At 65.1% G+C, this 20,090-nt stretch carries 21 protein-coding genes; 11 read left to right on the forward strand and 10 right to left on the reverse strand.

Going from position 1 to position 20,090, the window contains the following annotated elements; translation table 11 throughout:
- The 5 genes from V8V93_RS02655 (at window position 1) to V8V93_RS02675 (ending at window position 4,606) form a co-directional block, all read left to right on the forward strand.
- Complete coding sequence (locus V8V93_RS02655) at window positions 1–825, forward strand: tetratricopeptide repeat protein (RefSeq protein WP_338668826.1); 825 nt, start codon at window positions 1–3, stop codon at window positions 823–825.
- A gap of 72 nt (window positions 826–897) precedes the next feature.
- A complete protein-coding gene (locus V8V93_RS02660) occupies window positions 898–2,010 on the forward strand; it encodes a glycosyltransferase family 4 protein (RefSeq protein WP_338668827.1) in 1,113 nt (370 codons plus the stop codon).
- Window position 2,011: 1 nt separating this feature from the next.
- Complete coding sequence (locus V8V93_RS02665; RefSeq protein ID WP_338668828.1) at window positions 2,012–2,605, forward strand: histidine phosphatase family protein; 594 nt, start codon at window positions 2,012–2,014, stop codon at window positions 2,603–2,605.
- Window positions 2,605–3,765 (forward strand): glycosyltransferase family protein, encoded by a 1,161-nt coding sequence (locus V8V93_RS02670; protein ID WP_338668829.1) that lies wholly within the window; start codon window positions 2,605–2,607, stop codon window positions 3,763–3,765. Before V8V93_RS02665 ends, V8V93_RS02670 begins: the two co-directional genes overlap by 1 nt.
- 76 nt (window positions 3,766–3,841) lie before the next feature.
- A complete protein-coding gene (locus V8V93_RS02675) occupies window positions 3,842–4,606 on the forward strand; it encodes an enoyl-ACP reductase FabI (RefSeq protein WP_338668830.1) in 765 nt (254 codons plus the stop codon).
- 387 nt (window positions 4,607–4,993) lie between these two features.
- Here the strand turns inward: V8V93_RS02675 and V8V93_RS02680 are convergent, their stop codons facing one another.
- Complete coding sequence (locus V8V93_RS02680; RefSeq protein ID WP_338668831.1) at window positions 4,994–5,170, reverse strand: hypothetical protein; 177 nt, start codon at window positions 5,168–5,170, stop codon at window positions 4,994–4,996.
- Window positions 5,171–5,587: 417 nt separating this feature from the next.
- On the opposite strand from V8V93_RS02680, the gene V8V93_RS02685 reads away from it, so the two are divergent.
- Together V8V93_RS02685 and V8V93_RS02690 are read left to right on the forward strand one after the other, a co-directional pair.
- Window positions 5,588–6,469: a LysR family transcriptional regulator gene (locus tag V8V93_RS02685; protein ID WP_338668832.1), complete on the forward strand. Its 882-nt coding sequence runs from the start codon at window positions 5,588–5,590 to the stop codon at window positions 6,467–6,469.
- Window positions 6,469–7,359 carry a LysR family transcriptional regulator gene (locus tag V8V93_RS02690; RefSeq protein WP_338668833.1) on the forward strand — a complete coding sequence of 297 codons (891 nt, stop codon included), beginning with the start codon at window positions 6,469–6,471 and terminating at the stop codon, window positions 7,357–7,359. The genes V8V93_RS02685 and V8V93_RS02690 overlap by 1 nt, the downstream gene beginning before the upstream one ends.
- A 3-nt stretch (window positions 7,360–7,362) precedes the next feature.
- Here the strand turns inward: V8V93_RS02690 and V8V93_RS02695 are convergent, their stop codons facing one another.
- The gene (locus tag V8V93_RS02695) at window positions 7,363–8,244 is read right to left on the reverse strand and encodes a LysR family transcriptional regulator (protein WP_338668834.1); all 882 of its coding nucleotides are present in this window, start codon (window positions 8,242–8,244) and stop codon (window positions 7,363–7,365) included.
- Window positions 8,245–8,419: 175 nt separating this feature from the next.
- On the opposite strand from V8V93_RS02695, the gene V8V93_RS02700 reads away from it, so the two are divergent.
- Both V8V93_RS02700 and V8V93_RS02705 read left to right on the forward strand, forming a co-directional pair.
- Window positions 8,420–8,581 (forward strand): hypothetical protein, encoded by a 162-nt coding sequence (locus V8V93_RS02700; protein WP_338668835.1) that lies wholly within the window; start codon window positions 8,420–8,422, stop codon window positions 8,579–8,581.
- Window positions 8,582–8,798: 217 nt separating this feature from the next.
- The gene (locus V8V93_RS02705; protein WP_338668836.1) at window positions 8,799–9,698 is read left to right on the forward strand and encodes a class I SAM-dependent methyltransferase; all 900 of its coding nucleotides are present in this window, start codon (window positions 8,799–8,801) and stop codon (window positions 9,696–9,698) included.
- A 268-nt stretch (window positions 9,699–9,966) separates the two neighbouring features.
- Here the strand turns inward: V8V93_RS02705 and V8V93_RS02710 are convergent, their stop codons facing one another.
- Window positions 9,967–10,851, reverse strand: coding sequence for a DMT family transporter (locus tag V8V93_RS02710; protein ID WP_338668837.1), 885 nt, complete (start codon window positions 10,849–10,851; stop codon window positions 9,967–9,969).
- 108 nt (window positions 10,852–10,959) lie between these two features.
- Here V8V93_RS02710 and V8V93_RS02715 point away from each other — a divergent pair, with 108 nt between their 5' ends.
- On the forward strand, window positions 10,960–11,547 hold the full coding sequence (locus V8V93_RS02715) for a TetR/AcrR family transcriptional regulator (protein ID WP_338668838.1): 588 nt from the start codon (window positions 10,960–10,962) through the stop codon (window positions 11,545–11,547).
- Between the two features lie 133 nt (window positions 11,548–11,680).
- Here the strand turns inward: V8V93_RS02715 and V8V93_RS02720 are convergent, their stop codons facing one another.
- The 4 genes from V8V93_RS02720 to V8V93_RS02735 form a co-directional block, all read right to left on the reverse strand.
- Window positions 11,681–12,556: a cell division protein FtsX gene (locus tag V8V93_RS02720; protein WP_338668839.1), complete on the reverse strand. Its 876-nt coding sequence runs from the start codon at window positions 12,554–12,556 to the stop codon at window positions 11,681–11,683.
- Entirely contained in the window at window positions 12,553–13,287 is a 735-nt protein-coding gene (gene ftsE / locus V8V93_RS02725; RefSeq protein WP_338670223.1) for a cell division ATP-binding protein FtsE, read from the reverse strand. The genes V8V93_RS02720 and ftsE overlap by 4 nt, the downstream gene beginning before the upstream one ends.
- Before the next feature lie 111 nt (window positions 13,288–13,398).
- The gene (locus tag V8V93_RS02730) at window positions 13,399–13,896 is read right to left on the reverse strand and encodes a rubrerythrin family protein (RefSeq protein ID WP_338668840.1); all 498 of its coding nucleotides are present in this window, start codon (window positions 13,894–13,896) and stop codon (window positions 13,399–13,401) included.
- A gap of 171 nt (window positions 13,897–14,067) precedes the next feature.
- Window positions 14,068–14,838 (reverse strand): aminotransferase class IV, encoded by a 771-nt coding sequence (locus V8V93_RS02735; protein ID WP_338668841.1) that lies wholly within the window; start codon window positions 14,836–14,838, stop codon window positions 14,068–14,070.
- A gap of 225 nt (window positions 14,839–15,063) precedes the next feature.
- Here V8V93_RS02735 and V8V93_RS02740 point away from each other — a divergent pair, with 225 nt between their 5' ends.
- A complete protein-coding gene (locus V8V93_RS02740; protein ID WP_338668842.1) occupies window positions 15,064–15,840 on the forward strand; it encodes a transporter substrate-binding domain-containing protein in 777 nt (258 codons plus the stop codon).
- Window positions 15,841–15,913: 73 nt separating this feature from the next.
- Here the strand turns inward: V8V93_RS02740 and V8V93_RS02745 are convergent, their stop codons facing one another.
- From V8V93_RS02745 to V8V93_RS02755, 3 genes are all read right to left on the reverse strand, one after another.
- Window positions 15,914–16,921, reverse strand: coding sequence for a MerR family transcriptional regulator (locus tag V8V93_RS02745; protein ID WP_338668843.1), 1,008 nt, complete (start codon window positions 16,919–16,921; stop codon window positions 15,914–15,916).
- 374 nt (window positions 16,922–17,295) lie between these two features.
- Entirely contained in the window at window positions 17,296–17,844 is a 549-nt protein-coding gene (locus V8V93_RS02750) for a hypothetical protein (RefSeq protein ID WP_338668844.1), read from the reverse strand.
- A 220-nt stretch (window positions 17,845–18,064) separates the two neighbouring features.
- Window positions 18,065–19,984: a methyl-accepting chemotaxis protein gene (locus tag V8V93_RS02755; protein ID WP_338668845.1), complete on the reverse strand. Its 1,920-nt coding sequence runs from the start codon at window positions 19,982–19,984 to the stop codon at window positions 18,065–18,067.
- Window positions 19,985–20,090 lie beyond the last annotated feature (106 nt).

Below are 20,090 nucleotides of genomic sequence, written 5' to 3' on the forward strand. Positions count from 1 at the left end.
ATGCGACGCATACTCGTACTGATACTGCTGGCCGCGACGGTGTTTGCCGTCGCGGCCTGCTCTTCGCCCTCCACGCCCGGCCAGGAGGATATCGAGCGGGCGCGCGACTCCTACTCCAAGGGGTTCTACCTCGAAGCGGAAAAGGACTACGAGCGCTACCTGCAGGTGGAGCCTCAGGGCAAGTTCCGCAAGGAGGCTTGGGACCGCCTGGCCGAGATCGCCATGTCGGTCAAGGGCGACTACGACCGGGCCGTGGTCCTGCTCGAGGCCATGTACCTGGAGCTGGGCAGCGACCCGGACACGGCCTGGAAGATCATGTTCCAGTTGGGTGAAGCCTATTCCGAGTTGGGCAACACGGCCAAGGCCATCGAGGCCTTCGAGAAGTGTCTGGACCAGGCCCAGGGCAACCCGGAACACATCTACAAGACCCAGTTGCGCATGGCCCGGCTGTACCGCTCCATGGGCAGCTACGACCTGGTGGCCGCCACCCTGGAGAACTGCGCGGACTCGGCCGCGGACGACGAAGCCAAGGCCAAGTGCCTCTACGAACTGGCCCAGAGCTACACCTTCATCTCCAGTTGGTCTCAGGCGGAAAAGGCCCTGGACAGCCTGCTCAAGCTCAAGAACATCTCGGACGAGACCCGCTCCCTGGCCATTTTCCTGGAAGCGGATATCGCCGAAAACGACCGGGACTACGCCAAGGCCAAGGAGCTGCTCGAATCCATCCTGCACACCTACCCGAACCCCAAGGTGGTGGAAACCCGGCTGGCCAACCTGCCCGAGGTGGAGCCCGAGCCGCTGCCCCTGGTACCGCCCAAGCAGTAGGGCCGGTTCGCTGGGGCCGGAAAAATGGTGTATTCCCATGACGGCGTCCCGATGCAAACCCGGGAGTGACTCGTGAAGATCGCCCTGTGCACTCCGTTCAAGCCGCTCGACAACGCGTCGGTCTCCGGCGACGTGACCATCGCCCGCGACCTGCGTGACGCGCTCGCTCGCCTGGGCAACCAGGTGGTTGTGGTGCCGCATTTCCCGTCCAAGGAGATATGGAAGCGCCCCGGCCGATGGTTCGGCGCGTACCGGGCCGCCGGGCGCATGGCCGAGGCCGCGCGCGGCTGCGCCGCCTGGCTGACCTACGGGACCTACTACAAGGCACCGGACGTGTTCGGCCCTGCCTGTGCGGCCCGCCTGGGCATCCCCTATGCCATCTTCCAGGCCAGCTACGCGGTCAACCGGGGCAAAAGACTGGCCACCTGGCCGGGTTACCGCCTGAACAGGCGGGCCATGCTCCGGGCGGACCACATCTTCTGCAACCGGCTCAACGATCTGCGCGGCTGCGCCAGGCTTGGGCTGCCCCCGGACCGGTACTCCCACGTCCCCCCGGGGTTGCCCCGGGGGCTGCTCACGCGCGACGGCGAGGCCGGGGCCGCCCTGCGCCGGGAATGGGGCGCGGAGGGCGCGAGAGTGGTCCTCACGGCGGCCATGATGCGCGCCGGGGTCAAGGCCGAGGGGCTGCGCTGGGTCTTCCGCGCTTGCGCCGCGCTCGTCGAGCGGGGCAGGGACGTCTTCCTGGCCGTGGCCGGGGATGGGCCGCGCCGGGCGGAACTGGAACCCGAGGCCCGGAACCTGCTCGGCGATCGGGTCCGTTTCCTTGGCCTGGTGGAGCGCGAAAAGCTCGGTACCTTCTTCGCGGCGGGCGACCTGTTCGCCTTTCCGGGTCTTGCGGAGAGCGTGGGCATGGTCTACCTGGAGGCCCAGCAGTGCCGCCTGCCCGTAGTGGCCACCGACGACGAGGGCGCGCCCCAGGTGGTGGCCCACAACCACACCGGGATCATCACCAAGGCGAATATCGACGATTTCACCCGGGGTGTGGACGAACTGGTCCGCGACCCGGAGCGGTGCCGGGCCCTGGCGGCCAACGCGCCGGGCCATGTGGCCAAAGAACACGACGCCGCGCGCAACTATGACCATGTGGTCGAGGTGCTGCGAGAACTGGCCGAAGCGAGGGCCTGACATGACGACATTTTTTTGCATGCGCCACGGGTTGACCGAATGGAACCGCGAATGCCGCATCCAGGGCAACAAGGACATAGGACTGTGCGACGAGGGTCGCGACATGGCCCGCAAGTGGGGCGAATCCCTTGCCGGAGAGGGGTTCGACTGCATTCTGACCAGCACCCTTTCCCGCGCAAAAGAGACCGGCGCTCTGGTCAACGAGGTCCTGGGCCTGCCCCTGTTCGAGGACGAGCGATTGGGCGAACAGGACTGGGGTCAGTGGACCGGCCTGACCAAGACCGAGCTCAAGGCCATGCGCAAGGAGGTGGGCAGGCAGGAGTACAAGGGGTTCGGCTTCCGGCCCGAGGGTGGGGAGAGCCGCGACGAAGTGCTCTGCCGGGCCTGCGACGCGCTCATCGACTTCGCCGCCGAGCACCCCGGGCAGTCCGTGCTGGTGGTCACCCACAACGGGGTGCTGCGCTGCCTGGCCCACGCCCTGTCCGGGTCCGAATTCCTGCCCGGCGATCCCGTGGCATATCTTCCCTACCGGCTGCACCGCATCGAATGCATCGAAAACGAACTCGCCCTGGGCGAGTTGAACATGGAGTTGTAATGCGCATCGTCTTCTATTGCCAGCACGTGCTCGGCGTGGGGCACATGTTCCGGTCCCTGGAAATCGTCAAGGCCCTCAAGGATCACGAGGTCATCCTGGTCACCGGGGGTGCCCACGTGGATTTCGACCCGCCCGCCAACATGACCCGCATCCAGCTGCCCGGCCTGATGATGGACGCGAAATTCACCCGGTTCATTCCCCTGGAGGAGGGGGCCGAGGTGGACGACGTCCTGGTCCGCCGCCTGCGCCTGTTCAAGGAGATCATGGCGAAATACCGGCCCGACATCTTCATGGTCGAGCTCTTCCCGTTCGGGCGCAAGAAGTTCCGCTTCGAGCTTTTGCCCATCCTCAAGAAGGTCCGCAAGGGCGAGTACGGCAAGTGCCGGTCCGTCTGCTCCGTGCGCGACATCCTGGTGGAAAAGAAGGACATGCAGCGCCAGGTGGAGCGCGTGCACGGCTACCTCAACCCCAATTTCGACCACGTCCTGGTCCACTCGGACCCCAACCTGGTGCGCCTGGACGAGACCTTCCCCGGCGTGGAGGGGATCGTGCCCGAGGTCCATTACACCGGCTACGTAGCCCGCAGGCCCGACCCGGCCGAGACCGAACGGCTGGCCGCCGAGCTGAAACTGGGCGACACCCCGCTGGTGGTCGTGTCCGTGGGCGGCGGGCACATCGGCCGCGACCTGCTGCGCGGCGCCCTGGCCGCCTCGCCCATCCTCAACGAAACCCACCCGCACCGGCTGGCCCTGTTCACCGGGCCCTACGCCGAAGAGGACGAATTCCGGCATCTTCAGGCCATTGTCGAAGCCCACCCGCATATCACCTTGAAACGGTTTACCAAGCGCTTCCTGGCCTACCTGGACCTGGCCCGGTTGTCGGTCTCGCTCGGCGGCTACAACACCACCATGAACCTGCTGGCCACCAACACCTTCGGACTCATGTATCCCTTTCTCCAGAACCGCGAGCAGAATATGCGCGCCCGGCGCATCGAGGAAAAGGGCGGGCTCAAGGTCATCACCCAGGACGATCTCGGCCCGGAACGGCTGGTCCCGCTCATGCGCGAAGGCCTGGACCGCCGGGCCGCGCCGCTCAACCTCGACCTGGACGGGGGCCCGAACTCGGCCCGCATCCTCGAGGAGATCTACGCCGCCATGTGACGGCCCTGTCCGGTCCATTTTTTCGTCGCCACAAGCCCACCGGCGGAGTATACTGCCGCCAAGCAAAGGAGACGACATGCTGCTCAAGGACAAAAAGGCCCTCATCTTCGGCGTGGTCAACGACCGCTCCATCGCCTACGGCATCGCCAGGCAGCTCAAGGAACACGGCGCACGCCTGGCCTTCAGCTATGCCGCCGATCCCATCGAGCGCCGCCTGGCCCCCATCTGCGAGGAACTCGGCGGTGAGTTCATGTACAAGTGCGACGTCACGTCCGACGACGAGATAGCCGTCGGCACCGACCTCGTGCGCGACAAGTGGGGCGACGTGGACATCCTCGTGCACTCCATCGCCTACGCCAACCGCGAAGACCTGAAAGGGCGGTTCATCGACACCAGCCGCGAGGGCTACAAGGTTGCCCTGGACGTCTCCTCCTTTTCCCTGGTCGCCCTGTGCCGCGCCTTCGAACCCCTGTTCAAACCCGGCGCGTCCGTGCTGACCATGAGCTACTACGGCGCGGGCAAGGTCGTGGCCAACTACAACGCCATGGGCGTGGCCAAGGCCGCGCTCGAGGCCTGCGTGCGCTACCTCGCCGTGGACCTGGGCGAAAAGGGCGTGCGCATCAACGCCATCTCCGCCGGGCCGGTCAAGACCATGGCCGCCTCCGGCATCTCCGGGTTCAAAACCATCCTCGGCCGTATCGAGGAAAAAGCCCCCCTGCACCGGAACATCACCATCGACGACGTGGGCAAATGCGCCCTGTACCTCGCCTCGGATCTGTCCTCCGGCACCACCGGCGACGTCATCTTCGTGGACTCCGGCTACAACATCATGGGCGTGTAAGGGCCTCCGGCGGCCGGGGCGCTGCCCCGGACCCCGCCAGGGAACCCTTTGAAAAGGGTTCCCTGGACCCTCCCAAACTTTTTGTGTCGCCTGCGGCGAAGGCGGGGCACGGGATGGGGTCTTGTTTTGCGGGGTTTGGGCGTGGGGGCGTTTTCGAACGAAGGAAGAGAAGGTATTTCCCTAGCTCGCACCATACGCGAAGCGGCCCAAAAAGTTTAGGAAGGGAGAGGGGATGGGGGGCCGAGGGAAGGGGAGAGGCGCGCAAAAAATAACCAAGGCCGGGCAGCGAGTTTCCGTGGCTTGCTGCCCGGCCTTGGCCGGAGAGGGACCTTTGAGAGGTCTGGATGCGGCGGGCCCGACCCGATCGGGCCCGCCGAAAGTTGTAGATTAGACGAGCTGGCTGATGCCTATGCTGAGGACCATGGACACGCCGGTCCATAACAGGAGCTTGACCAGGCCGAGGGGGCCGTTGGCGGCACGGCACAGATCGTTGCTCCACGGTGCGCCCGTGGAATCCTCGGGCAGGAACAGGTAAACAAGCGCATTCATGTTGGACTTCTTCATTTTCCCGACCTCCTTGAATAATCCGTTGAACGGGAACCAACCTCAGCCTCCTCGTATGCGCATTTGGGCAACACGGTCCAATAACGATGTGTGACGTGAGGTATAAGGATTATTTATGGCAAAGCTTCAGGAAGGGTAGCCCATGACGAGGCCGAAAAGTACGGCCACGGCGGTCCAGGGCGGGATTTTACCGATCCGCAGGAGGGCGGAGGGGGGTGTTGATGCGTGCCGTGCGAGCTGTCTTCGGGCGGTAAAAAATAACTCCAATCCGGGATATCGCTCATGGTTCGCCTTATTTTGGTGGTTATGGAGAGTCTTCTTGGCCTGAAAAGGGGTGTGCGGTCCGATTACAAAGGCGGACGCCGGGTATAAGGAATTGCGATTGCTCGTCCGGGACGGTGCGGGTATGAATGGTCCATGGAACTCTATCAGCTGAGAACGTTCGTGGCCGTGGCAGAAGAGGGCAGCATCACCCGTGCGGGCAAGCGGATCCACGCGACCCAGCCCGCGGTCAGCGCGCACATCAAGGCGCTGGAGGAGGAACTGGGCGTCCGGCTGTTCGACCGGGTGCCGCGTGGCGTGGAGCTGACCCAGGCCGGTGCCGAGCTGGTGCATGACGCCATCGAGGTGTTGGGCGCGGCCCAGACGCTGCTGGCGAGGGCCGTGATGCTCGGCGGCGAGGTGGCGGGCCAGGTGGCGCTGGGGCTGTGTACGGACCCCGCGTTTCTCAAGGCCACCAGCCTGATCGACCTGATGAGCGAGCGGTTCCCCAAGCTCAACCTCAAGCTGATTCAGTCGCCGTCCGGGGTGATCCTGAGCGAGATTCGGGCGCGCAACCTGGACGCGGGTTTTGTTTTCGCGGGCAATCCGTACCGGGATCTGGAGACCATCAAGCTGGCCGAGCCGGAGTATTCCATCATGGGCGCGGCGAGCGTCCGGGACGAGTTGGCCGAGGCCGACGCCGAGGCCCTGTCGGCCTTCACCTGGGTCATGCCCGCCAGCCACAGCCCGTTCCGCGAGTTGCAGCTGGATATCTTCAACCGGTTCGGGATCGTTCCGGCCCGGACCATCGGCGCGGATTCCGAAGAGGTCATCCGGGCCCTGGTGGTGGAGGGCAAGGCGCTGGCCCTGGTCCGCGAGGACGAGGTGGCGGCCATGCTCGACAGCGGGCTGGCGGCCGAGTGCGCGCTGGTCGGGCGGCATCCGGTGGAGGTGAATTTCGTGTACCGCAAGGGCGAGGACGAACTCCCGTCCCTGGCGGCTATCATCGAACTGGTACGGCGCACCTGGGAGGGGTGATGGAACTCTATCAGCTCAAGACCTTTGTGGCCGTGGCCGAGGAGGGCAACCTGACCAAGGCCGCCGAGCGCATTTACGCCAGCCAGCCTGCGGTGAGCGGGCACATCAAGGCGCTGGAGGAGGAGCTGGGGCTCCCGCTGTTCGTGCGCACCCCGCGCGGCATGCAGTTGACCGAGGTGGGCAAGGGGCTGAAGCTCAAGGCGGACTCCGTGCTCCTGGCCGCCGAGGACATGGCCAACCTGGCCGCCGGGTACCGCGAGGAGCTGACCGGGTCTTTGACCATCGTCCTGAACACGGACACCGCTTTCTTACGTGTGGCCGAGCTGTCGGCGGCCATGGCCGACGCTCACCCCAAACTGCGGCTCAAGTTCCTGCAGGGCAACTCCGGGACGATCCTCAAGGACGTGCGCGATCGGCGCATCGACGCGGGCTTTTCCTTTTCCGACAACCGCTACGCCGAGGTCGCGAACATCCATCTGAAGGAGATCCCGGTTCGCGTTGTGGCCCCGGCGGCCTGGGCGGCCCGCGTGCAGGACCTGCCCCTGGATCAACTGGCGACCCTGCCTTGGATTCGGCCGGACGTCGAGTGTCCATTCATGAAGGTGCTCGAGGGCGTGTTCGAAGGGTCGGGCATCAGCATCACCGATTTCATCGAGGCGGACTCCGAGTACGTCATCCGCGAGCTGGTGGCCGCCGGAAAGGGCGTGTCCCTGCTCAAGCAGGATGACGCGGACGCCATGGTCCGGGAGGGCGCGGCCGTGATCTGCGAGACCGGGCCCATGCTCTCCCTGAACATCGGTTTCGTGTATCCCAAGAGCCGGGAGAACGACCCGATCATCCGGGCCCTGACCGACGTGGTCCGGGGGCTGTGGCCGGAGGCCGCCTGCTGATCCCTATTCCACTTCCCAGCACCGTTTGACGTGGTCGATGACCGCGCGCATGACCGGGTCCTCGTCGTGCCGTTTGAGGTAGACGAAGTTGGCCTGGATGGACAGCTCGTCATAGGACAGGGAGTGCACTGGCTGGCCGATGCGGTTGGCCGCCAGGACCTCGTTTTTCCGCAGAAATGAAACCCCCTTGCCCGCGGCCACGAGCACGCGGATGACCTCGTCGCCGTCCACTTCCAGTTGGTTCGAGGGCTTGATCCCGTGGGACTTGAAGAACGGCTCTATGAGCTGCTGCAGCGGGTTGTCCGACGGGTCCATAATCCACGGCAGGTCGGACAGGCCCGCCAGCCCCTGGTCCATGCGGTCCTTCCAGATATCCGGCACGGCCACGTAGAAACGGGTATTTTCCAGGGGAATGGCGTTGATCTCCGGGAACCTCGGCTCGCCGAAGATGAACCCGCAGTCGAGCTCTCCGTCGCGGATGGCCCCCTGCACCGAGGTGGAGGCGCGCTGCTGGATCTGCAGGATGATCTTGGGGTGGTCCTCGCCGAGCGAGGTCAGCAGCGGCACGATGCGCAGGTACTCGGCGTCCGTGTTCAGCCCCATGGACAGGTCGCCCACCAGTTCGTCGCCCATGCTCCGCGCCTCCAGTTTCAGCTCGCGAGCCGCCTTGAGCACGTTCTCGGCCCGGTGCTTGAGGCGTTCCCCGGCCTCGGTCAAACGCATTCCCTTGGGCGTTCGGATGAACAGCTTGGTCTCCAGTTCCTCCTCCAGCGCCTTGATGTGCGCGCTGACCGAGGGCTGGCTGGTGTGCAGCCGCACCGATGCGCGGGTCAGGTGGCCTTCCTCGGCCACCACCACGAACGTCTTGAGTTGGTACAATTCCATACCCGATCAGCCTCCTTGATGTTCCTCATAACCATATCCGATTAAGATCGGAAATGTCATCAGAAAAACCGAACAAGTGCATCAAACAAAACAATTGGATTGATTTCGACAAGATCCGTAGTTGTGCAGATATGGAAAACCGCCCGGATGGTGGCGTCAAACAAGGAGCAAGAATATGAGCATGGACAACGATACCCGACTGGCCATGATGCATATGCGCAACGAGGCGCACCGCAACGGCAACGACCGGCCCCGCCGCAACAACAGCCGCCACGTGCGTCAGGCCGCTTCGGCCGTGGCCTCGTTCACGCTGTTGCTGTTCACCCGAGGCTTTTAATTTTTCGGGAGCCCTGCGCTCCCCGCGTACAATGCGGGTTGGAGGCGCTCTTGTCCGGGGGATTTACATCCTTTCCCCCTCGGACAAGAGCCCCTCTTTTTTTGGCCCACTAGCGAAAGCCTTGTGCGAGGGGGGCGGTCGCTCAGGGCACCGGCTTCAGGGGTGATCGGCAGGTTGGTGTTTCGGGGGAAATTGTGTAGCTTCTCGGGGATTGTTGATGAACCACAAGGAGCTGTGTGCCATGGAACTGGAGCGGTTGCGGGAAGAGACCATCGAGACGTCCAGAGGACGGAAGGCCGTGTTCGACATGATCCCGGAAGGGGCCTCGCGCATCCTGGAGGTCGGCTGCGGCTGGGGCGGCATCCTGCTCCGGTTGCAGCGGGACAAGGGGTGCACCGAGCTGTTCGGCGTGGACATGGACCCCGAGGCCGCCAGGAGGCTCAGCCCGTTCATCGACCGCATCGAGCTGCGGGACATCGAGCGCGGAGAGATTTTCTCCCCTGAATACAAAGGGTTTTTCAAGTACATCATCCTGCACGACGTGGTCGAGCACCTGTTCGATCCGTGGCTGACCATGACCCGCATCCGCGAGTTCCTGGCCGAGGACGGGCTGCTCATCGTGGCCACGCCCAACCTGCACTACTGGAGAATCCAGCACGAGATCATGTCCGGCCGGTTTCCCTACGGCCCCGGCGTGTGGCACACCGGCCACCTGCGCTGGTACACCCCGGTCAGCCTGCTCAACGTCCTGTCCATCGGCGGGTTCGAGGTCCGGGAGTACTGCCTGGAAATACCGGCCGACGTGGACATGAAGGCCCTGCACAGGCTGAGCCCGCTCCGGGAGGTCCAGTTCCCCCCGGCCGAGCTGCAGGGCAAGTATCCGGACAAGCCCGTGTACACCCTCACCTATCCGGAGAACGTCCGCCGCTATTACCCCGTCTTTTTCGCCGGCAAGCTCATCGCGGTCTGCGGCCGGGGCCGCCTCTTCTGGAAGCCCCAGGCCGCTACCTACAACTGCCCCCTGGTCGAACAACTGACCAAGACGGTCGACAACCCCTACGACGTCTTCAACCCCCCGCCCATGCGGCCCATCCAGCCTGGAGTGTTTCCTTCGTAAGGGAGCGGCGGCTTGCGATAGCGGGCCATCTGTACATCCGACCCACTCTCCCAAGCCTTGTGCGAGCGCGGTTAGAGAGCCGCTGTCGGGTGCTGTGCACCCGAATCGCTCCAGGTAAAAAAGGTCCCCGGTTCATTGCTGAAGCGGGAACATTCTTTTGCGGCCTACCCGCGTAGCGGACACAAAAACTTTGGGAAAGGAGGGATGGGGGCCGGGGAAGGGAGGAAAGAACCCTTTTCAAAGGGTGTTCCTCCCCTTCCCCGCTTCTTCATGGCCGTCTGGCGGTGGCGACGATGTAGGTGGCGATGGTTGCCAGGATGAGGGTGCCGCCGGCCAGGGTGGCGGTCGGGGGTTGTTCTCGGAACAGGAGGAAGACCCAGATGGGGGCGAGGACCGGGCTGAGCAGGGCATAGGTGGCCATTTCGGCGGCCGGGATGTAGCGCGAGGAGACCGCGTTCAGGACGCGGCCCGCCGGGGCGGAGAGCAGGCCCATGCAGGCCATGACCAGCCAGGTGCGTGCCGGGATGGCCGAGAGGTCGACCAGAAAGAACATGATCGCGGCCAGGAAGAAGCCGCCGTAGCCCACGACCAGCATCCGGCTCATGGACTTGAAGTGCCGCCACATGACCCCGTTTACGGCCAGGCAGGTCACACCCACCAGGGCCAGGGCGTCGCCGTGCACGTTGCCCGACTGGAGCGAGCCGGACACGACCACGGCCATGCCGCAGATCACGCCGACGATGGCCAGCCAGAGCCTGGCGGTGGTCCGTTCCCCGAGGACCAGCCAGGCCGCCGCTGCGGTCAGCACGGGCCGCCCGCTCAGGATCATCATGGTGTTGGCCACGCTCGTGTGTTTGATGCTGAGCACGAACATGGAGGCGCTGCCCAGGATGATCAGGCCGGAGACGAATGCCGGCCAGCCGCTCTCCCGGATCGTGCCGACAAGCCCGCGCGCGTCGGTCGCCTGGATCAGGGTGCCCATGGACAGGGCGGAGAACAGGCCGAACAGGAACGCGGTTTCGTACCCGCCCACGCCGGACAACCGGACGAAGATCGGGTCGAAGCTGAGCAGGATGCCGCCCATGATCGCCGCGGTCCGCCCCTTGGCCTGGGCATCTTCCGGGATAAGTGTCTTCAGTTGTGCTAACGTCATGGTCGCTCCTTTTAAAATCATACTGACTGGTATGATTTAAGGTCGGGGACGCACCTTGTCAAGAATATTCATACTGGGTAGTATGTTTTTAACAAAGGAGGTCCGGCCATGGCCAAGATGGAAGCAAAGCGGGAGCGGAACCGGTCCGTCATCCTGCGGGCCGCGCGGGAGGTTTTCCGGTCCGAGGGGTACATCGGAGCGGGCATGGACGACATCGCCCGGCGGGCCGGGGTGACCAAGCAGACGGTGTACCGGTATTTCGAATCCAAGGAGGCGTTGTTCCAGGCGTCCCTGGAGGTCCGGCGGGCGGATGGCGGGAGCGGGTTTCTGGACGCCCTGGACGAGGCGGACACGCGCGAGGCCTTGCTCCGTTTCGCCGAGGGGTTCCTTGAGGTGCATATGTCCGAGGACCATCTGGCATCGGTCCGCCTGCTGTTGTCCGAGGGGCCGACCGCTCCGGAGCTCACCCGCGCCTATTTCGCGGTGGGTCCCCGGCGGACCGAGGAGCGGCTGGCCGAATTCTTGCGGGAGCGGTTCCGGCTCGACGACGCGGAGTACGGGGTCCGGCTCCTGCTGGGCGGCCTGCTCTCCCTGCGCATGCACGTCTTGGTCGGCCTGATTCCCACACCGACCCCGGCGGAGCTCGCCGCCCACGCCCGCCGCATCGTTTCGGTCTTCATGCACTCCAAATCCTGATCCGCCCCCAAGTGCCAAGCCCCGCCGAAGGCGGCCCAAAAAGTTTAGGAATGAAGAGGAGATGGGGGGCCGGGGGAAGGGGAGAGGGAAACCCTTTGAGTAAAGGGTTTCCCTCTCCCCTTCCCCCGGTCTTCTACTTTATGGCCACCCAACTGGACAGGGTGGCGACCAGGGTGACGGCGCCGCCCAGGATCAGGACCTGGCCGGGCGGCAGGAATTGCAGGCGGATGAGGAAGGGCGGGAAATTCAGGACGTCGGCCATGGCCGAGTGGGCGGCGGCCAGCAGACCGATGCCGAGCCCCGCGCCGAGGAGGCCCTGGACCAGGCCGCCGACGAGCAGGGGCCAGCGGATGTACGTCGGGCTGGCGCCCACCAGGGAGAGGATCTCGACCTCGTCCAGGCGCGTGAGCAGGGAGAGCTTGATGGTGTTGTGGACCACCAGGGCGACGACCAGGGCCAGGAAGCCGAGGACCGGCCAGACGACCATGCCGGTCAGGGTGCGCCAGCCTTGGGCCAGATCGGCCTGGAACGGGGTGTAGTTGACCTTGTCCACGCCGGGCAGGGACTTGAGCCGGGTGAGCAGGTCGGCGGCCCAGCCCTCGCGCTGCGCCTCGGGCGGCACGACGAAGGCGGCCAGGCCGGAGTAGGGCAGGGGGTTGTTCCCGGCCAGCCAGGCGAAGTCGCCGGTCTCGCCCAGGGTGGTGGCCAGCTCGGTCAGGGCGGTCTTGGGGGTGAAGGTCTTGAAGGAGTCCAGGTGGTCCATGGCCCGGACGGTCTGCCAGTCCTTGTCCACCTGGGCGTCGGCGACCCCGGCCTTCCAATATATCTGGAACTCCACCTTGCCCCTGGACTTGAGCAGCTCCAGGTTGACGTTGTGCATGCCGAGCAGGATCAGCCCGGTGAGCAGGGTGACCATGCCCACGGCGAGGAGCGTGAGCAACTGGGCGAACGGGTGCAGGCGCAGGTCGGCCACGCCGCGCAGGGTCAGGCGGAGGAACGGTCCGATCACAGCCCCACCTCGCCGAATTCGGTCTCGTCGCCGTTTTCCTCCCCGTTCTCCGGGTCGAATCCGTCGCCGGAACCGTCGTTTTCCGCGATGCGCCCGTCCTGGAGGTGGAGGATGCGCGCGCCGGGCACGCAGTCGAGGACCTCGGTGGAGTGGGTGGCCATGATGACCGAGGTGCCGTAGGTGTGGAACTGCTTGAAGATTTCCATGAGGTGCAGGGTCAGGTCCACGTCCAGGTTGCCGGTGGGCTCGTCGGCCAGGATGAGCTCGGGGTTGGCGACCATGGACCGGGCGATGGCCACGCGCTGCTGCTCGCCGCCCGAGAGGCGCTCGCACAGGGAGTAGCTCCTGGTCTCCAGGCCGAGCGCCCGGATGATCGCCCGCACTCGGCGCTCCAGGTGGGTGCGCGGCATGCCCCGCACCTCGAGCGCCATGGCCACGTTGTCGAAGACCGTCCGCTCGGGCAGGATCTTGAAGTCCTGGAAGACCACGCCGACCTTGCGGCGCAGCCTGGGGATTTCGCGCTTCTTCAGGTTGTTGAGCTGGAACCCGGCGACCGAGGCGCGGCCGCGGTTGACGGGCAGCGCGCCGTAGAGCAGGCGCAGGAGCGTGGTCTTGCCCGCGCCCGAGTGGCCCGTGAGAAAGAGGAACTCGCCCTTTCCCAGGGTGAAGGAGATGTCCTTGAGGGCCCAGTAGGACCCGAAGTTGTAGGACAGTCGTTCCACATTGACCATCATGTCGGGTTATGTACCTGTCTCCATGCGGTTTGTACAGACGCGGAAATGAAACGCCGCCCCGTTCCGGGGGGAACGGGGCGGCGCGGGGATGTCCGGTCGGCGAAAGGGCTAGGCTTCCACTTTCTTGTAGGCCTTGACGGCCGCGCCGCAGATGGGACACTTGTCCGTGGGCTCGCCGTCCATGGTGTGGCCGCACACGGAGCAGATGTAAAACTCGGCGTCCGCGAACTTGTCCGGGTCGGCCAGGGCCTCGGAGTACAGTTCGGCGTGGATCTTCTCGGCCTCGTTGGCGAATCCGAAATAGCGCAGGATGGCGTTCTCGCCCTCGGCCTCGGCGTCCTTCATCATGTCCGGGTACATGGAGTTGAACTCGTAGGTCTCGCCTTCGATGGCGTCCTTCAGGTTCTCCTCGGTGGTGCCGATGCCCTTCATCAGGCGCAGGTGCGCGTGGGCGTGGATGGTCTCGGCGGCAGCGGCGGCGCGGAACAGCTTGGCCACGCCCGGCTTGCCCTCGGCGTCGGCCTTTTCGGCGTAGGCGAGATACTTGCGGTTGGCCTGGGACTCGCCGGCGAAAGCGGTTTTCAGATTCTCCATGGTCTTGGTCATTGGTCTTCTCCTGTATGTTGGTATTTGTCGGCTCGCGGGCCGATTGTGTGCCGTGAAAAAGTAGTAATGATTCCTATTTTAAAATGCAAGCAAAAAATGCAGGCAAGAAAGCGGCCCTCCTGCGGAGGCTGGCCCAGTACAATGGGTATTAGGACAAAAAGCGCGGAATGGCTAGTCGGAAGCGCCCAGGACCAGGGGGGAGACCTTGTCGCAGGCGGTGTCGTCGGGCACGAAGGCGGTCTCGCCGACGGCCACCACCGGGCGCATGCCGATGAGGGAGTTGAGCAGGTAGGCGTGCCGGAAGGACGGAAGATCGTCCAGGGGCACCCGCACGGGCAGGATGTCCAGGACGGTCCCGGCCAGGTCCAGGGCGATGGACGGCAGCCGGTAGGGGGAGTCCACGCACACGAACTGGCCCTGTTTTTCGAAGATCAGCGCACCGGTTGCGCCCTCCAGGATGTTGTCGTCCAGGTCGAACAGGGCCGCGTCGTCGAACCCGCAGGCTGCGGCCTGCCGCCGGGCCAGGTACGCGAACATCCCGTTGGTGGTCTTGTGCCCGCTCAGGGCCGAGACGTGCCGGTCCTCGCACAGGCACAGCCGGAACGCCTTGTACGGCTTGGGCTCGTACGGTTCGGCCAGGATCACCGGCGAGGCCGGTCCGCTCCCCACGGAATAGACGATGTCCACCCTGGCGGGGCTGCCCTCCAGCCCGTTACGGTTGATGACCTGGCCCGCCACCTCCGGGAAGTCCACCACGGTGTAGGCCAGCCCGTAGGAGCGCAGCCCGTGCAGCAGCCGGTCCAGGTGGCGGCCCAGATGGCACAACTCGTGCCCGTTGTAATAGATGGTCTCGTACAGCCCGGCCCCGAACCGGAACGCGGCCCCCGCGGGGTCCACCCGCACTCCTTCCGGCCCGTAGTCGCCGTCCTTGAAGTGGATCACGTTTCCCCCCAGATCCTTGCAGTGTTCCCGATCACGAATACACATCCGTTTCCGCGAAGTCCATTGCGGCATGGGGGTATGTTTTTGGGCGGGAAGGCGTCGGTTCCTTTTGCCAGCCCGTGCCGGTTGTTGTAAAAGGCCCTATACGTTGCCGTCCGTCCTCCGCGCGGGGGCCCGGCGATTTCACATATGTTCTGCATTCCATCAATTGAGGAGAGCTTTCCCATGTCCAAACTGTATTGCGCTTTGCTGGTGTGTTTCATGATCGTTTTATCCGTTACCGACGGCCAGGCCCGCAGCTTTGACGAGATCGTGGCCAGCGGCACGCTCCGCGTGGGCACCACCGGGGACTACAAGCCGTTTTCCTTCGACAACAACGGCACCTACGAGGGCTTCGACATCGCCGTGGCCCGGAGCTTCGCCGACCAGCTCGGCCTGAAGCTCGACCTGGTCAAGACCACCTGGAAGACCCTGATGGCCGATCTCAAGGCTGACAAGTACGACCTCGGGATGAGCGGCATCACCCGGACCATCGCCCGCCAGAAGGAGGCCCGCTTCTCCCAGGGCTACGTCATGTTCGGCAAGACCATCCTGGTCAACAGGGACGACGCGGCCCGGTTCGCGTCCCTGGCCGACGTGGACCAGAAGGGCGTGCGCATCGGCGTGAACCCCGGCGGCACTAACGAGAAATTCGTCAAGGCGAACATCAAGAATGCGGACGTGGTCGTGTTCGAGTCCAATCTGGCCATCCCCCCCGCCGTGGCCGCCAAGAAGGTGGACGTGATGATCACCGACAGCGTGGAGGCCCTGTACTACGCGGCCACCGACCCCAAGCTGGCGGCCCCGCTGGCCGGGGACCCGTTCACCCGCGCCGAGCTGGGCTATCTCATGCCCGCCTCGGCCGAGCGGCTCCAGGACACGGTCGACTTCATGATGGACCAGATGATCCTCAAGGGTGAAATGGCCGCGCTCAAGACGCAGTACCTGCACATGAGCGAGTAGTCCTCGGACCCACGAATGAACAAAGGCCCCCGCTCGAGCGGGGGCCTTTGTTGTTGCCGGAGGCGGGTGGGGCCTACGCCTTGTCCTTCACCTGGCGGAAGAACTCCTGGAGGAACTGGGGCGAGGTGGGTGCGCCGTTGATGTCGAGCTGTTTGAGCAGGACCACGAGGTTGCCGCGCGGGGTGGTGGTGGAGACGAAGTGCAGGGCGTGGGTTTCGCCGCCGGGCGCGGCCATGCTGAAGACCCAGGCCTCGCCCTGGCGGATCCACCGGGCGGCGATCTCGTCGGCCTCGTTGAGCAGGATGGAGACGAACCCGGCCAGGGGCAGCCTGCCGGGCACGCCGAGGAACTCGCCCTGGTCGTTGTGGATGACGATGGGCGTGTTCAGGAAGTCGTCCGAGGGGCGCTCTCCGGCCGGAGGCGCGTCCCGCTCCAGGGCGTAGGAGGCCACGTCGCCCTCGGGGCCGCGCACGTTGACGATCCGGCGCGCCCGCATGCGCGGCTCGGGCCTGGGTTCGGGTTCGGGCTCTGCGGCGGGCTCGGGTGCGGGGGCGGGCTCGACCGGCGAGGCGGCCGCGCCACCGGCCGGGCGGTCCAGGAGCCGCGCGAACAGGGCCTTGTTCTCGGCCTCGATCTCAAGCAGCTTTTCCAGGGCGGATTCGACCTTGCGCAGTCGCTGCTCGGCCTTGGCCTGGGCCGTGGCCAGCCCGGCCATGCCCTGCATCATCTGCCCGGCGGTGGTGAAGAATTTTTCGAGATACTCCGCGGAGACCCCGGCCGGTGCGGCGGACTGGGCCGGAGCGTCGGCGGGCGCTGCCGCGGGCGCGCGGCGCTGCCGGGCGGACGGCTCTTCCTTGAAGTGTTCCTTTAAGACCTTGTGGGTCTCGTTCACGGACAGCCCTTTGGCGAAGCAGTCGCGGATCTTGAGGCAGACCTCGCCCGCCTCGGACCTGAAGCGGATGGGCTTGCCCCGGGTGAGTACCGGGATGAAGCCGGGGAACTTGCGGCGGTAGCTCTTGATGGTGGTTTCGGAGACGCCGCAGAGACCGGCCAAATCCTTATGTGTATAGGTATCTGCCATGATAGCTGTTCATCCTCGGGGTTTGGGGAGGAGTGTTCCGGGTGGCCAGGGCCAGCCGGCGGGGCCTGTGCCGGAACCGGGTGTCCCAGATGCAGGAAACCGCCCTCGGGCGAGTGTTTCGGGTAAGGGGGAGCGTGTTCGTTTTGCCAAGTCTGACAACCACTTTCCGGGGTACGGAGCCAAACGCGAGTCGGATCACCTGTCCTCCCTGTGTGATAATCGTCACCAATCGTCACCCTTGTAAAACAAGGAAAATCAAGGAACGAAACTTACCGGTCTATTATCTAGAAAACATCTAGACGTCAAGACGGGAGGGCGAGTTGCGCCGCCGTCGCCGGGACGCGGGACGGGCCTGGGCTCCGGTGCGGACGGAGCTACTTGGTACCGAAGGCGATGCTGATCACCTCGTTCTTCGGGACCTCGGTCAGGACCTTGTCGAGGCGGTCGTCGAGGACGTAGAAGGCGTAGTTGCCGGACTTGCCGTCGCCCAGGTAGAGGTTGGCGTCCTGGAAGACCCATTCCTTGCCGTGGGCGTTGGTGATGGTGAAGGTGTGCGGGTCCTTGAAGGAGATGGATTTCCAGTTCATCAGGTCGCGGAAGCGAGTCAGGCTGACGACCGTGGAGGAGCGGCCGTTGAGCTTGCCGGAGACGTAGATCCAGTAGTCGCCGCCCAGTTTTTTCAGGGCTTCGATCTTCAGGGTGGTGCCGTCCTTCAAGAGCACCTTGCCCACCGGGCCGTCCGGGATCTCCTCCTTGATGGTGTGCGTGGACGCGGACGTTGTCGCGTCGGCGGCAGGGGCTTCCTGTGTCGCGGCGGCCTGGTCCGGGACGGGCTGTTGGACGGCCTCGTCCTTGGCGGAGCAGGCGGCCAGGGAAGCGGCCAGCAACAGGGCGAGGGTCAGGGCAAGCAATCGGGTGCGCATGTGTCCTCCATGGATGTCTTTGCGGCTTGGTTTTAACAGGGAACGGGCCGGGAATCCAGGATTGTATGCGGGGCGCACCGGCCGGCCGGCGGAGGCCGGGGAGCGGCGGCGTTTGGCGGCTGCCGGGTCGGCGGGTCGCGGCCGTCGGTTCATTCCACGGGCCATGAAAAGGCCCCCGCGCGAGATTTTGCACGGGGGGCCGATTGCGTTCCGGGCCGGGCTAGTACCGTTCCAGGCCGTCGTCCTTGTCGCCCAGCTTGAAGTGGCCGATGGCCTCGTGGAGGCTCTTGGAACTGTCGGACAGGCTGGCAGCGGTGGCCGCCACCTCCTCGGCCGTGGAGGCGTTCTGCTGAACCACGGATTCGGAATCCTGAATGCCCTTGGAGACCTGTTCGATGCCCTGGCTCTGCTCGCTGGCGGCGGCGGATATCTCCTGGATCAGTTCGGCCGTGTTCTTGATATCCGGGACCATGCGCTTGAGCAGTTCCCCGGCTTCCTCGGCCACGGCCACGCTGCTTGACGATAGTTCGCTGATGCCCGCCGCCGCCGTGCCGCTGCGCTCGGCCAGCTTGCGCACCTCGGCCGCGACCACGGCGAACCCCTTGCCCGCCTCGCCCGCGCGGGCCGCCTCGATGGCCGCGTTCAGGGCCAGGAGGTTGGTCTGGCGGGCGATCTCCTCGATGATCCCGATCTCGTCCGCGATCTTCTTCATGGCCTCCACGGTGCGGGCCACGGCCTGGCCGCCGGTCTCGGCGTCGCGCGAAGCCTTGGTCGCGGTGGTCTCGGTCTTGGCCGCGATGTCCGCGGTCTGCCGGATGGAGCCGGACATCTCTTCCAGGCTGGCGGCGATCTCCTCGATCCCGGCGGCCTGCCGATTGGCCCCCTGGGACAGGTTGTCGCTGGCCATGGAGAGCTCGCTGCACCCCTCGGCCACCTCGCCGGAGATGTCCCGGATATGGCTGATGGTGTCGGCCAGGTGGGCGTTCATGTCGCACATGCCCTCCAGGATGATGCCCATCTCGTCCGAACGCATCTTGCAGGTCCGGCTCTCCAGGTTGCCCTGGGCGATGTCCGAGGCCAGCTCGGCGCACTGCTGGATGGGCCGCTTCACCGAGTATTCCACCACCCAGAAGATGATCACGATGGGCACGACCACGACGATGAGCAGCCCGATGCCGATCATCCAGGCCACGGCGGACATCATGGCCTGCTGGCCGGAGATGTCCATGGACAGGACGATGGCCCCGATGGGCTCGCCCCGGTAATCCTTGACCGGGAAGGCGGCCACGCCGTCATGGCCGCTGACTTCCACCAGGGAGGACTTCATGCCCCGGTCCAGCAGGGTGGACGAGGCCAGCTCCCTGGCCGCGGCGTTCTTCTGGCCGTAGATGAGCACGAACCTGTCGTCCTTGACCGGGTTCTTGGCCGGGTCCTGCAACCGGGTGGTCACGGGCAGCAGCTTGGCGTCCATGTACAGCAGGGCCTTGATCGTGCCCGACGCCTCCATGGTCTTGAGGATGTTGTCGAAGCCGAGAAGCACCTCCACGGACCCGAGGTGCGCGCCGTCGGGCGCGGTCACCGGGGCCAGCCCCCGGATGGTGAACCCGCCCCGGCCCGGTTCGATGCCCAGGACCGGCTTGTGGGTCCGGTTCACGTCGATGACCGTATTGCGGAACCCGGACAGGTCGTCCGAGATGTCCACCCACTGGCCGTTCTTTTTGGCCTGCTTCTTGCGCCAGGTGCGCAGCAGGCTGCGGGCCGTGGGCAGGTGGAAATGGAGCTGGAAATCCTTGCCCACGTTCTCCTTGTAGCCCTTGAGAACGGGCGCGAGCGAGGTGCGCAGTTGCTCCCTGGCGGTCTGCAGCACGGGGTCGGCCTCGTTGTTTATGTCGCCCTGGTTGGCCTTGGCGTACGCCTCGACCACAGCGGGCATGCGGCTGAACAGGGCGGCCTGCTGCAGGGCGCTCTCCGAAATCTGGGTGATGGACTGCTGCACGTCCTCGATCTTGCCCCGCATGATCAGGGAGACGAAGGAGTCCTCCAGGTCGGTGAACTGGGATTTCAGCGTGAGATACCCGCCGACGAGCATGACCAAGGCCATACCCAGCAGGGGCAGAAATAGTTTCGAACGGATACCCATAGGGTGCTCCTTTGCGATGCGTATTCATGATCGAACGACACTATAATTGGGACGTACCGACACAACGGGCAATTATTTTCGGGAATCGTCTGCGAGGCGGTCCGGT

It is taken from the genome of Pseudodesulfovibrio sp. 5S69 (genome assembly GCF_037094465.1).
Taxonomy (GTDB): Bacteria; Desulfobacterota; Desulfovibrionia; order Desulfovibrionales; family Desulfovibrionaceae; genus Pseudodesulfovibrio; species Pseudodesulfovibrio methanolicus.